This window comes from Pararhizobium sp. DWP3-4 (assembly GCF_049898205.1).
Classification (GTDB): domain Bacteria; phylum Pseudomonadota; class Alphaproteobacteria; order Rhizobiales; family Rhizobiaceae; genus Pararhizobium.
In genome coordinates this window covers 415,047-427,515 of record NZ_JAFCXF010000006.1, presented here as the reverse complement: position 1 = coordinate 427,515, position 12,469 = coordinate 415,047, and the positions used below count along the sequence as shown (strand labels likewise).

General features: G+C 61.7%; 10 protein-coding genes. 2 read left to right on the top strand and 8 right to left on the bottom strand.

The window, feature by feature from the left end:
* Positions 1-12 precede the first annotated feature (12 nt).
* A complete protein-coding gene (mutS, locus tag ACP7E6_RS18285) occupies positions 13-2,754 on the bottom strand; it encodes a DNA mismatch repair protein MutS (RefSeq protein WP_426231145.1) in 2,742 nt (913 codons plus the stop codon).
* Between the two features lie 102 nt (positions 2,755-2,856).
* Between mutS and ACP7E6_RS18280 the strand changes: the two genes are divergently transcribed.
* Positions 2,857-5,142, top strand: coding sequence for an NADP-dependent malic enzyme (locus tag ACP7E6_RS18280; protein ID WP_426231144.1), 2,286 nt, complete (start codon positions 2,857-2,859; stop codon positions 5,140-5,142).
* Between the two features lie 199 nt (positions 5,143-5,341).
* On the opposite strand, the gene ACP7E6_RS18275 is transcribed toward ACP7E6_RS18280, so the two are convergent.
* From ACP7E6_RS18275 to ACP7E6_RS18255, 5 genes are all read right to left on the bottom strand, one after another.
* On the bottom strand, positions 5,342-6,220 hold the full coding sequence (locus ACP7E6_RS18275) for a GNAT family N-acetyltransferase (protein WP_426231143.1): 879 nt from the start codon (positions 6,218-6,220) through the stop codon (positions 5,342-5,344).
* Between the two features lie 93 nt (positions 6,221-6,313).
* On the bottom strand, positions 6,314-8,617 hold the full coding sequence (locus ACP7E6_RS18270; RefSeq protein WP_426231142.1) for an ATP-binding protein: 2,304 nt from the start codon (positions 8,615-8,617) through the stop codon (positions 6,314-6,316).
* Positions 8,618-8,673: 56 nt separating this feature from the next.
* Entirely contained in the window at positions 8,674-9,162 is a 489-nt protein-coding gene (gene lspA / locus ACP7E6_RS18265; protein ID WP_426231141.1) for a signal peptidase II, read from the bottom strand.
* On the bottom strand, positions 9,162-10,016 hold the full coding sequence (locus ACP7E6_RS18260) for a TrmH family RNA methyltransferase (protein WP_426231140.1): 855 nt from the start codon (positions 10,014-10,016) through the stop codon (positions 9,162-9,164). The genes lspA and ACP7E6_RS18260 overlap by 1 nt, the downstream gene beginning before the upstream one ends.
* On the bottom strand, positions 10,013-10,990 hold the full coding sequence (locus ACP7E6_RS18255; RefSeq protein WP_426231189.1) for a class I SAM-dependent methyltransferase: 978 nt from the start codon (positions 10,988-10,990) through the stop codon (positions 10,013-10,015). The genes ACP7E6_RS18260 and ACP7E6_RS18255 overlap by 4 nt, the downstream gene beginning before the upstream one ends.
* A gap of 287 nt (positions 10,991-11,277) precedes the next feature.
* On the opposite strand from ACP7E6_RS18255, the gene ACP7E6_RS18250 reads away from it, so the two are divergent.
* Positions 11,278-11,736, top strand: a complete 459-nt coding sequence (locus ACP7E6_RS18250; RefSeq protein ID WP_426231139.1) for a CoxG family protein — start codon at positions 11,278-11,280, stop codon at positions 11,734-11,736.
* 21 nt (positions 11,737-11,757) lie between these two features.
* On the opposite strand, the gene ACP7E6_RS18245 is transcribed toward ACP7E6_RS18250, so the two are convergent.
* Positions 11,758-12,102, bottom strand: a complete 345-nt coding sequence (locus ACP7E6_RS18245; protein WP_426231188.1) for a DUF1049 domain-containing protein — start codon at positions 12,100-12,102, stop codon at positions 11,758-11,760.
* Between the two features lie 56 nt (positions 12,103-12,158).
* The gene (locus ACP7E6_RS18240; RefSeq protein WP_037104485.1) at positions 12,159-12,461 is read right to left on the bottom strand and encodes an integration host factor subunit beta; all 303 of its coding nucleotides are present in this window, start codon (positions 12,459-12,461) and stop codon (positions 12,159-12,161) included.
* Positions 12,462-12,469: the final 8 nt, after the last annotated feature.

Below are 12,469 nucleotides of genomic sequence, written 5' to 3'. Positions count from 1 at the left end.
GGACTGTAGCGGTCAAGAATTGCCAAGTTGTTTCTTCAACGCGTAGAGCGCGTCCATGGCCTCCCGTGGCGTCATATCATCGGGATTGAGGCTTTTCAAAGCTTCTTCCACCTTGGATGGACCGGCCTTGACGCGCTCCTCGCGGCGGATGGCCACCTGGAACAGCGGCAGGTCGTCGATCAGCTGGCTGGCCGGGTTCTTGCGGTCAGCATCTTCGAGTTTTGCCAGCACATCCTTGGCACGCGCAACGACGGAGGCGGGCAGGCCGGCAAGGCGCGCGACCTGGATGCCGTAGGAACGATCGGCAGCACCAGGCCCGACTTCATGCAGGAAGATGACGTCGCCGTCCCATTCCTTGACGCGCATGGTGGCATTCGACAGGCGCTCGAGCTTTTCGGACAGGACCGTCAATTCGTGGAAATGCGTGGCGAACAATCCGCGGCAGCGGTTGCCCTCATGCAGATGCTCGACCGAGGCCCAGGCAATCGACAGGCCGTCGAAGGTGGCGGTACCGCGGCCGATTTCGTCGAGGATAACGAGCGAACGATCGGTCGCCTGATTGAGGATCGCCGCCGTCTCGACCATTTCGACCATGAAAGTCGAGCGGCCACGGGCGAGATCATCGGACGCGCCGACGCGCGAGAACAGCCGGTCGACAATGCCGATATGAGCCGATGTAGCGGGCACGAAGGAGCCCATCTGCGCCATGATGGCAATCAGGGCGTTCTGGCGTAGGAACGTCGATTTACCGCCCATGTTGGGACCGGTCAAAAGCCAGATAGCGCCATCGCCCTCACCGTCATGCGGCGACAGATCGCAGGCATTGGCGACAAAGGCTGCACCCGACTGGCGGCGCAGCGCCTGTTCGACGACCGGGTGGCGGCCACCATCGATGGCAAACATTTTCGACATATCGACCAGCGGACGGCAATAGGCCTGCTCCTCGGCCAGCGTTGCCAGACCTGCCGACACGTCCACGACGGCCAGCGCAAGCGCTGCCGCCTTGATCGCTTCGGCTTGCGCCACGACCATGGCCGACAGCCTGTCGAAGGCTTCGAGCTCGATGGTCAGCGCCCGGTCGGCTGCATTGGCAATCTTGGTTTCGAGATCGGAGAGTGCCGTCGTGGTGAAGCGCATGGCATTGGCCATGGTCTGGCGATGGATGAAGCGGGCCTTGGCCTCCGGGGTATCGGTCATCGGCCCGGCATTGCCCTGGGTCACCTCGATGAAATAGCCGAGCACATTGTTGTACTTGATCTTCAGCGACTTGATGCCGGTTTCTTCTGCATAGTCGAGCTGCAGCCCGGCGATCACCCGGCGCGACTGGTCGCGCAGCGCCCGCATCTCGTCCAGTTCGGCACTGGCGCCATCGCGCAGGAAGCCGCCGTCGCGCTTCAACAAAGGCAGTTCGTCGCCGAGAATGGCCGCCAGTTCTGCGACCATATCCTGCGGCAGCGCGCTGACCGCTTGACGGGCGGCACCCAGCTCTTGCGAAAGATCGCTGCGGCCGAGCAGGCCGGCAACCTCGGCTGCAGACTGGCAACCGGCAAGGATGCTGCCGAGATCACGTGGACCGCCACGGCCGAGCGACAGGCGCGACAAAGCGCGCGGCATGTCGGGTACGTGTTTCAGCGCGGCCCGCAGGTCGCTGCAGAACGACGGCTGTTCTGCAAGCGCCGAGATGGAATCGAGCCGGGCGTTGATCCGCTCCGGGTCCGTCAGCGGCGACATCAGCCGTTCGGCAAGCAGGCGAGCGCCGCCGCCGGTGACGGTACGATCCAGCGCCTTCAACAGCGTACCGTTGCGATCGCCGGACTGGGTTTTCACCAGCTCGAGATTGGTGCGGGTAGCGGGATCGATGAACAGTGTCGAGGCAGCACTCTCGCGCTCCGGCGCGCCCAGAGGCGGGCGTTCGGCAAACTGGGTCTTTTCGACATAGGAGATCGCGGCAGACGCTGCAGCGAGTTCGGCACGTGAGAAACTGCCGAAGCCGTCGAGTGTCTTGACGCCATAATAACGGGTGACGCGGTTTTCCGCCGTGGCGCTATCGAACAGCACGGCCGGCTGCGGAACCGCGACGCGGCCAAGAATATCGATAACCGGACGCATCTCCGGGTCATGAAAGACCGTATCGGCCAGGATCAGCTCACGCGGCTCGATGCGCAGGATATCGGCGAGCAGCCGCGTCTCGGTGGTCTCGGCAAGCCGGAAGACGCCGGTGGAAATATCGATCCAGGCAAGCGCGATCGCCGGCTCCGTGCCGCGAACGCGGGCGAGCGCCATCAAATAGTTGGATTCGAATGGCGACAGCAATTTGTCTTCAGTGATCGTGCCCGGCGTGACGAGGCGCACGACATCGCGTTTGACCACCGATTTTCCGCCGCGCTTCTTGGCTTCCGCCGGGTCTTCGACCTGTTCGCAGACGGCGACACGGAAGCCAAGACCGATCAGCTTCTGCAGATAATCGTCGGCCGCGTGGACCGGCACGCCGCACATCGGGATATCCTGACCGAGATGCTGGCCACGCCGGGTCAACGTGATGCCGAGCGCCCGCGATGCCTCGACCGCATCCTGGAAGAACAGCTCGTAGAAATCGCCCATCCGGTAAAACAGGATCGAATCCGGATTGTTCGCCTTGATCTCGATGAACTGTTCCATCATCGGCGTGGCCGTGGCGCGGCTTTCCTCCGTCGCCAGTTGCGCGGCGGTCAGAACCTCGGGAGGGCGGGTGATTGGCTCGGCTACAAAAGTCATGCTGGTTCCAAAAAAGTGGTGCCACACTATCCATGCGCGTTTATAGAAGACAACACCAAAGCGGCTGAGGAGAGCCGTCGCCCACAAAAGGTTGGAGGACTTATGCCCGCAAACGACAAGCCCGGTCGCAGCACGACCAGCGTTACGGATCAGGAAGCGCTGGATTTCCATTCCCAGGGGCGGCCCGGTAAACTGGAGATTTCGCCGACCAAACCGATGGCGACGCAGCGCGATCTATCGCTTGCCTATTCGCCAGGGGTCGCCGTTCCGGTCAAGGCGATCGCCGCCGATCCCTCCAAGGCCTATGACTACACGACCCGCGGCAACATGGTGGCCGTCATTTCCAACGGTACGGCCATTCTGGGCCTCGGCAATCTCGGCGCACTCGCTTCCAAACCGGTGATGGAGGGCAAATCCGTGCTCTTCAAGCGGTTTGCCGATGTCGATTCGATCGACCTTGAAGTCGATACCGAAAATGTCGACGAGTTCATCAATTGCGTGCGGTTCCTCGGCCCATCCTTCGGCGGCATCAATCTGGAGGACATCAAGGCACCGGAATGTTTCATCATCGAGCAGAGGCTGCGCGAAGTGATGGATATCCCGGTCTTTCATGACGACCAGCACGGCACTGCGATCATCGCAGCCGCCGGCCTGATCAACGCGCTAACGCTGACCGGGCGCGACTTCAAGACGACCAAGCTGGTCTGCAATGGCGCCGGTGCAGCGGCGATCGCCTGTATCGAGCTTATCAAGTCGATGGGCTTCAACCCCGCCAACATCATTCTTTGCGACACCAAGGGCGTGATCTATCAGGGCCGCACCGAGGGCATGAACCAGTGGAAATCGGCGCACGCGGTGAAAACAGATCGCCGCACCCTGACGGAAGCCATGGATGGCGCCGACGTTGTTTTCGGTCTTTCACAAAAGGGCGCGCTGTCGGAGGAAATGATCCGCTCGATGGCGGACCGGCCGATCATCTTCGCGATGGCCAATCCCGATCCGGAGATCACCCCGGAAGAAGTCGCCCGCATCCGTGACGATGCGATCATGGCGACCGGCCGCTCCGACTATCCCAACCAGGTCAACAACGTTCTCGGCTTTCCCTACATCTTCCGCGGCGCGCTCGACGTGCATGCCTCGACGATCAATGAGGAAATGAAGATTGCCGCGGCCCAGGCGCTGGCAAGTCTCGCCAAGGAAGACGTGCCGGACGACGTCGCCGCCGCCTACCAGGGCAACCGGCCGCGTTTCGGGCCGCAATATATCATTCCCGTGCCTTTCGATCCGCGCCTGATCTCGGCCATCCCGGTCGCCGTCGCCAAGGCTGCGATGGAGAGCGGCGTTGCCCGCAAGCAGATCCCCGATCTCGCCGCCTATGGACGGCAGCTGTCGGCCCGCCGCGACCCGATCGCCTCGACGCTGCAGCGTATCTACGAGCGCGTTCGCCGCCAGCCGAAGCGGATCGTCTTTGCCGAAGGCGAAGAGGTGCAGATGATGCGTTCGGCGCTTGCATACGCCAACCAGGAACTCGGCACCGCCATGCTGCTTGGCCGGGAAGACCGGATGCGCGAAACGGCGGAGCGCGAAGGCATCGATCTCGACCGGCCCGGCATCCAACTCGTCAATGCCCGCATTTCCAAGCGCACCGGTGCCTATACCGATTATCTTTACGCTCGCCTGCAGCGGCAGGGTTACCTGTTTCGCGATGCACAGCGGCTGATCAACAACGACCGCAACCACTTCGCCGCGTGCATGGTGGCACTGGGCGACGCCGATGGCATGGTGACGGGCATTACCCGCAACTATTCCACGGCACTGGACGACGTTCGCCGCTGTATCGATCCAAAACCCGGCCACCGGGTGATCGGCGTGTCGCTGGCGCTCTGCCGTGGCCGGACGGTGCTGGTTGCGGATACCGCAGTTCACGACATGCCGTCTGCGGACGAACTGGCCGACATCGCCGAAGAGGCCGCCGGCCTTGCACGCCGCCTCGGCTATGTACCGCGCGTCGCACTGCTCGCCTATTCGACCTTTGGCCACCCCTCCGGAGAGCGTTCGGAGCGGGTGCGCGAAGCGGTCAAGCTCCTCGACAAACGCCGCGTCGATTTCGAGTATGACGGCGAGATGGCGGCGGATGTGGCGCTGAACGCCAAGGTGATGGAACAGTATCCGTTCTGCCGCCTGTCGGGACCGGCCAATGTGCTGGTCATGCCGGCATTCCATTCGGCATCGATCTCGACAAAGATGCTTCAGGAACTCGGTGGAGCGACCGTTATAGGCCCGCTGCTCGTCGGCCTCGACAAATCGGTCCAGATTGTCTCGATGTCCGCCAAGGATTCCGACATCGTCAACATGGCAGCACTTGCGGCACATAACGCCAACAGTTGAGCCAAATGAAAACCCGCCTTGGAAAATACCGAGGCGGGTTTCATTTTGCGCAATATCAGACTTGATTTAAAACAGCCAAGCTCAATACTCGATACACAGCATCGGAACACTTATCAAAAGCCTCCATCAACAGGCGATGTGTATTAGCATTATCTAAACTTTGTCAAGTTAACTCTCGGTAACCTTTGCGCCCGAGCATTCAGCTTGCGAAACGGCCAGCGTCGGCTCCGTAATAGTTCAGGTAGCGGCCGGAAATATTGGTGATCGGCAAAACGATCAGCACGTCGGTGGTGCGGAAAGCGTGATCGACCACGGCACCGTCGCCGACCATGGCGCCCAGACGCATGTAACCCTTGATCAGCGGCGGCAAAGCGGCCAGTGCCTTGCGCATGTTGATGGCTTCGACCGGCATCAGGTCCATGGTGCGGTAGAGTTCCGGGCGGGCAGACACGTCCCACTCGCCCCGCACAACCATGTTGTGGTGCAAGAAGGACAAAGCCAATGCGTGCTCTTCAGGAATAACGCCTGGAAACGAGCCGCAGCCGAACATGGCATCGACGCCGTATTTCAGCGCATAGGCCCAGTTGCCCTGCCACAGAAGTTCGACGGTGCGCTTGGTGCGGTATTCCGGCAGGACGCAGGAACGCCCGAGTTCCATGAACTTCTTGTCCGGATGGCGCTCCAGCAGCGATCCAACCGAAAACTCCGAAGCCGAATAAAAACCACCGGTACGGGCAGCGATGTCCTGGCGAAGCAGGCGATAGGTTCCGACGATCTGGTCTTCGGGATCGCCTTCGATGGACGTATCGAGAACCAAGAGGTGATCGCAGACCAGATCCCAGGCATCTGCGTCGCGTTTGCGGCGATCGGCGTCCTGGGGAATCTGCGCCTTCATCTCCTCGACGAAGACCCGGTATCGGACAGCCTGCGCGGCATCGATCTCGGACGCGTTGCGGGCCAGCCGTGTCTCAAGGTTGCCGATACGGCCGAGTATGTCATGCACCGGGGCATTGACGCCCCGGACACGGGTCTGCGGCTGTTCAACCGCCACAACCATATCCAGAGTTTCGATTGTCATCGTACGTCATCCTAGTCGCTTTGAACCTGTCCGGCTTAAACCATGTTTCTGCGACAGGATAGTGACATCGGCGAGCCAAGAAAACAGTGGAAATCACGGAGCGAGCAGGCGATTGATCTCTGCGGTCAGCGCCTTCGGATCGGCGGGTTTCGACAGCACTGCGTTTGCTCCGGCAACCATGAGTTTCTGGCGCGTCTCGAGTTGCGTATCGGACGTCAGGATGATGACCGGGACGGGTCTGCTGCCGGACTGGCGCTCATGCTGGCGCAGGCGCTCCATCATCGATAGCCCATCACCGCCCGGCATGTTCAGATCGCTGATGATCAGCTCCGGCGCGATACGCACGGCAGCCGGCGCATCGAACAAGGTGACGGCAAGCGCAGCGAAATCATCGACGACCCGAACGGTGTGGCCCGCCCGCTCCAGCACCGAACGCACCATCAGGGCATTGATCGGATCATCCTCGGCGAGAAGCACGCCGCCTTGGCCCGGCATCTGGCGCAGTGCGGGGACCTCGCGCAGCATCGGGCGGTTGTCGTTAATCGCGTCGCGCACTTCCATTCCTTTCATGCGACCGCGCAGCACCTCGACCAGCGACTTTTCCCGCAGCGGCCTGATCAGCCAGGCATGGTAACCGTCCATCTGGTTGATCTGCCGGCCGTTGCGCTCTTCCGGATTGATCAGATAGGTCTTGCGAAGCTTCTGATGTTCGAGGCCGGGCATCTGCGCCAGCAGGCGGCGGAACTGCGCAGCGTGGCGATGATCGACGATGATGTCGGTCAGGGGCATCCCCGTTGACATCGCCCGCACAGCGGCGGCTTGCGCCTCCTCTATCGTTCCGGCACGTTCGCAGAAGCCGCCGAGCGTCCGGATCGTCGCAGACAGCGCTGCGGATGCCGGACCGGCCGGTGCCATGACCAGAACACGGGACATGCCCAGCACGTCTTTTCTGGCAAGAGAGGCGTTGGCGAGATCGCACCCAAGGGCGGGGAAGCGGATTTCAAACGTGCTGCCTTGGGCGGGAACGCTGGAAAGCGTCAGGGAGCCGCCAAATTCCTCCATGATCCGGCGCGAGATGGCGAGGCCGAGACCGGCGCCGCCGGCGCGCTGGGCGCTGGCGCCCGCTTGCTCGAACTCGTCGAATATCCGCGCCTGTTCCTGGGCGGTCATGCCTGGACCGCTGTCATCGATGCTGATGACGATCATTTCGCGTTCCAGCGCGGCACTGACGAGCACACCGCCAGCATGAGTGAATTTGACAGCATTGCCGATGACGTTGAACAAAACCTGGCGCAGACGGGCCGCGTCGAAATCCATCAGGCCCGGCACATCCGCGGCAATGGTGGCGCCGATCTCAATACCCTTTTCATGGGCTCGGTGCGACAGCATCTCGACAACGCTCTCGATGGTTTCCCGCAAGGGTTCCGGCGCTGGGCGCAATTGGAACCGGCCAGCCTCGATCGACGAAAAATCGAGCAGATCGTCAACCAGTTGCACCAGCGCATGGCCCGATTCGCGCATCCCGGCGAGATAGTTCTTCTGCTCGCTCGTCAACCGCGTCTGGCTGATCAGATGGCTCATGCCGAGAATGCCGGACAGCGGCGTGCGGATTTCGTGGCTTACGGTCGCCAGCAATCTCGACTTCGCCTGGCTTGCGCGTTCGGCGCGGCGGCGCGCCTCCTCGCTTTCGCGGGCGATCCGGCTTTCCTCGGTGACGTCGCGGGCGATACTGTGCAGCATGAAGACACCGCTTGCCGGCTCGCGGGCGATTACATCATGCCAGTCGAATATTTTTGACCCCGCATCGGTCAAGATGCGGACTCGGTAGCGATCGGGGGCCGATGCCGGTTCGAATTCGATCCCGAGCGCCTCGCAGGTCCGGCCTTCCGGCTTCAACCATCCGGTCAGCCGGCAAAACACCGAATTGGCCTGGACGATCTTGCCGCCCGGTTCGCGAATGATGGCGATATCGCCGAGCGCGTCGTGGATGGTGGACAGAAGCTGCGACGTCTCGCTGCGCTCCCAGCGGCTATCGCTGGCTTTTTCTTCCCGGACACGTCCCTTGGCGGCAACGGGCCTGACGCTGGATCCGTACCAATCCTTGAGCAACAGGGCGGCACCGGTGACGCCGGCAACGGCAAGACCGGCCGAAAGCAGATAGAACCCGGCGTCGATGCCGGTGCCGAGAATGGCGGCAGAACCCAGAAGACCGGTGCCGGCCAAGGCCGGTTTCAGCGCCGGATAACGCTCCTTGGAAGCATTGAAGCCATCCTCCGGCTCCAGCGAATGCGGATCATCGGCAAGGGGCGCCTTGGATACACGCCTGTTGTCCAGCGTCCGCTTCGGCGCGCTGAATTCGGTGGCAATCCGTTTTCTCAGGTTTGGCAGGTCGCTCATGACACTTGGCCTAGCACGGCAAGCGTTTTGATTGGCTTCAGCCGGTCTCTAAGATTTTAGCGATCCTGCTTTTTCATATGCAGGAGTTCGTCGAGAATGATGAAACCGGCACCGATCGTGATGAAGCTATCGGCAAGGTTGAAGACGGCAAAGGACCATGTCGGCAGGTGAAACAGCACGTAGTCGATGACATAGCCAAAGATCAGGCCATCAATCACATTGCCGATGGCGCCGGCAATAATCAGCGCGTAGCCGAGATGCGTCAGAAACCGATCCGCCGGCGTCTTGCGCCAGAGCCAGATGACGAATGCCACGACGACAATTCTCAGACCAATGATGGCCCAGCGCTCGACACCTGAAAAAAGCGAAAAGGCGACACCGTAATTGTAGACACGGTGCAGAGCCAGGAATGGCAGGACAGCAACGCTTTCGCCGTAGGGCAACCAAAGCTCGACGGCTGCCTTGATCGCCTGATCAAGCAGGACGGCGACGACAATCAGGATTGCGACCGGCACCGGGCGCGAAAAAAGGGCAGTCTTTTGCATCAGGTTCTATCGTCCAGCGTCAGCAGATGGCGGCGGGCCTCGAACAGCATGATGCCGGTGGCGATGGCCAAATTAAGGGAATCGGCCCGGCCCTGCTGGGGAATGCGGGCAAGCGCCGTCGCTTCCCTGGCAAGTTCTTCGGGCAGACCGGCCTGTTCATTGCCCATCAGCAGAACCACCGGCTTCTTGCGGTAGTCGATGGTGCGATAGTCGACGGCACCGGCCAGATGAGTGGCTGCAAGCTGCACGCCGGCGGCCTTCTGCCATTTGACGAACTCGGCGACAGTGGCGCGCATCAGCGGCATGGCGAAGACCGAGCCCATGGTGGCGCGCACCGTTTCCAGCGAAAACGGATCGGTGGTCTCGCCGATAAGGATGACGCCGGATGCACCTGCCGCATCGGCGGTGCGGATGATGGTGCCGAGATTGCCGGGGTCACGGACACGGTCGAGCGCAACATAGGTTTCGCCAACAACCGGCTTCATGTCGCGCAGATGGGCGTAACGCTGCTCGAAGACGCCGACGACCATTTGCGGATTGTCGCGGCGGGTGATCGCGGAGAGCACCTTCTCGCTGACTTCGAGCACGAGACCGCCGGTGGCGACCGTCTTCAGCGCCACCTGTTCGACCTGTGTCTTGCCCTTGGCAGCCTTGGCATAGACCAGCGTCTTGATGGTCCAGCCGAGGTCCAGCGCATCGATGACCAGCTTCAGGCCTTCGGCGATGAAGGAGCGGGTTTCGTCGCGCTCCTTCTTGTTGGCCAGCGCTTTGATATCCTTGATGATCGGGTTGGCAAGGCTGGTGACTTCCTTGACCTGGCCAACGCGCCGGGGTCCCTGATTGTAGTCGTTCATTTCGGCACCCAGCGGCTAAAGAGGGAAGTAGACAGCGCGCGGCCCGGCTCGTTGCCGTCAAGGCCGCCTTCGCGCAGGATCAGTTCGCCCGATTCCACCGCGCCGCCGCGTCCGCGCATCGTCTCGCGCATCAGCTCGTGGATGGAATAGAAGCTCGCGCGGATCGAATAGGCGGTGAGCACCAGCCCCCTGGCATCGTGCGACAGGATTTCGCGGCAAATGTCGAGCATCAACGCGAGGTGATCGAAGAGCTGCCAGACCTCCCCATTGGGTCCACGGCCGAATTTCGGCGGATCGGTGAGGATGATGTCGTAGCGGCTACCGCGGCGTTCCTCGCGCTGGATGAATTTCATCGCGTCTTCGCAGATCCAGCGGATCGGCAGATGGTCGGCGCGTCCCAGCGCCTGGTTTTCGCGTGCCCAACCGATCGCCTTCTTGGAGGCATCGACATGGGTGACCTCAGCGCCCGCCTTTGCCGCGATCAGCGAGGCGACACCGGTATAACCGAACAGGTTGAGCACCTTCAGCGGACGGCCAGCCCTTTCGATCTGCTCCTTCATCCAGCTCCAGTGCGCCAGCTGTTCCGGAAAAACGCCGACATGGCGAAACGCGGTGAAGCGGCCGTAAAATTCGGCATCGAGAATCTGCATCGGCCAGGTTTCGCCGAGCGCTTGCCTCGGAAAGCGCCAGCGCCCCATGCCGTCTTCATCGGTATCGCCGGTGAAAATCGAATCGGCGTTCTCCCAGACATGCGCGGGCAGCGTCTTCGGCCAGAGCGCCTGCGCTTCGGGGCGGACGATCCGGTAAGGGCCATATTGTTCAAGCTTGAGGCCGTCACCGCTGTCGATCAGGTGATAATCGCGCGCACCCTTGGTCTCCAGAATGATCGGAATGCGTTCGTCCGGCCTGTCGCCGGTGCGGATGCGCACCTCGGCGCGCGGCGCGGGCTCGGATGCAGCCGGCTTCGGCGCCATCTTTTCCGGTGCAGCCTTGGCCGCTGGCCGGCCGTCGCCGCTTCGCGGCGCCTGGGGCTTGGAGTACTGCGGCCGGCTGACCGGTGCCTGCACGGCACGGCCCTGCACGCCGCGCGACGACGTTGCCGGTGCGGCTTTGCCCTTTGGCCGTCTATCTTTATCTTTCACGCCGTTTCGTCCGTCAGCTGCTGGGGTTCAAAGGCTGCAAATAGCACCGCTCTTTCTCTTGGCAAAGCTGTTTCCTATCTGAGATACAATCGTGCCGCAGCGGTAAGGAGAGAATGCCAATGGAAATGAAGGGGGAAGAACGCATCGCCGCACCCCGCGACCTCGTCTGGGCGGCGCTCAACGATCCTGATGTCCTTAAAGTGTGTATCCCCGGCTGCACGGCCATCGACCGCCAATCGGCGACAGACTTCACCGCGACGCTCAAGGTCAGGATCGGGCCGATCCCGATGACCTTTTCCGGCAATATGACGCTGTCGAATATCGATGCGCCGCACAGTTACACGCTGAGCGGAGAAAGTGCCGGCGGCATCGCCGGGCTGGCAAAAGGCCGCGCCGATGTGACGCTCACGGCTGATGGCGAAGAGACGATTCTTGCGTACGATGCCACAGCCGAGATCGGCGGCAAGCTCGCGCATCTGGGATCGCGGCTTGTCGGCTCGAGCGCCAGCAAGCATGCGGCGAGGTTTTTTTCGGGTTTCAGCGATGCGGCGCGTGCAAAGGCGATGCGGAAAGCCTGAACGGCGATCGCATGCCAGCCATTATTTGGACGAAGCCGGAAGCAGCGTCTGCGAGGCGATGGTTTCGGCGCGGGTGCGGTGCTTTTCGGCTTCCGCGTGCCATTTGACCGCTTCATGCGCCTCGTTGCGGGCCCGCTTGCGGTATTTTCCCTGCGTGAACCAGGTGGTCAGCGATCCGACGACCATGCCGAAGATCACCGCGAGAAACAGGAAGACGAAGAAGGGGGCCGAGGCCGACAGGACGCTGTCGGTGGGATTGAACGGGTTGAGCGCCAACGTCACCGTCTGCCGGTTGGCGACCGAAAGCACGATCAGGATGATCGCGACCGGAACCAGCACCACGATATTCAACAGCTTCTTCATCATCATTCCGTGTCTCCGTCATGCCGCCTGCCCGGCGCTATCAGTACCGGGCGGACGTCTCATTCATCATCTTCGTCATCGGCGCCAGGATTAAGGCGCTCGCGCAATTCCTTGCCGGTCTTGAAGAAGGGAACCCATTTTTCCTCGACGAACACACTGTCGCCGGTCCGCGGGTTGCGGCCGGACCGCGAGGGCCGGTTTTTCACCGAAAACGCGCCGAAACCGCGCAATTCGACCCGGTTTCCGCCCGCCAGGGCATCTGTGATCTCATCGAGAACCGCATTGACGATATTTTCGACGTCACGGTGATAGAGATGCGGGTTGCGCGCCGCAACAATCTGCACCAGTTCTGACTTGATCACTGTCGCCC

Coding starts and splice junctions, on each gene's coding strand:
- mutS (WP_426231145.1), bottom strand. CDS start 2,754: ATGACTTTTGTAGCCGAGCCAATCACCCGCCCTCCCGAGGTTCTGACC.
- ACP7E6_RS18280 (WP_426231144.1), top strand. CDS start 2,857: ATGCCCGCAAACGACAAGCCCGGTCGCAGCACGACCAGCGTTACGGAT.
- ACP7E6_RS18275 (WP_426231143.1), bottom strand. CDS start 6,220: ATGACAATCGAAACTCTGGATATGGTTGTGGCGGTTGAACAGCCGCAG.
- ACP7E6_RS18270 (WP_426231142.1), bottom strand. CDS start 8,617: ATGAGCGACCTGCCAAACCTGAGAAAACGGATTGCCACCGAATTCAGC.
- lspA (WP_426231141.1), bottom strand. CDS start 9,162: ATGCAAAAGACTGCCCTTTTTTCGCGCCCGGTGCCGGTCGCAATCCTG.
- ACP7E6_RS18260 (WP_426231140.1), bottom strand. CDS start 10,016: ATGAACGACTACAATCAGGGACCCCGGCGCGTTGGCCAGGTCAAGGAA.
- ACP7E6_RS18255 (WP_426231189.1), bottom strand. CDS start 10,990: ATGGCGCCGAAGCCGGCTGCATCCGAGCCCGCGCCGCGCGCCGAGGTG.
- ACP7E6_RS18250 (WP_426231139.1), top strand. CDS start 11,278: ATGGAAATGAAGGGGGAAGAACGCATCGCCGCACCCCGCGACCTCGTC.
- ACP7E6_RS18245 (WP_426231188.1), bottom strand. CDS start 12,102: ATGATGAAGAAGCTGTTGAATATCGTGGTGCTGGTTCCGGTCGCGATC.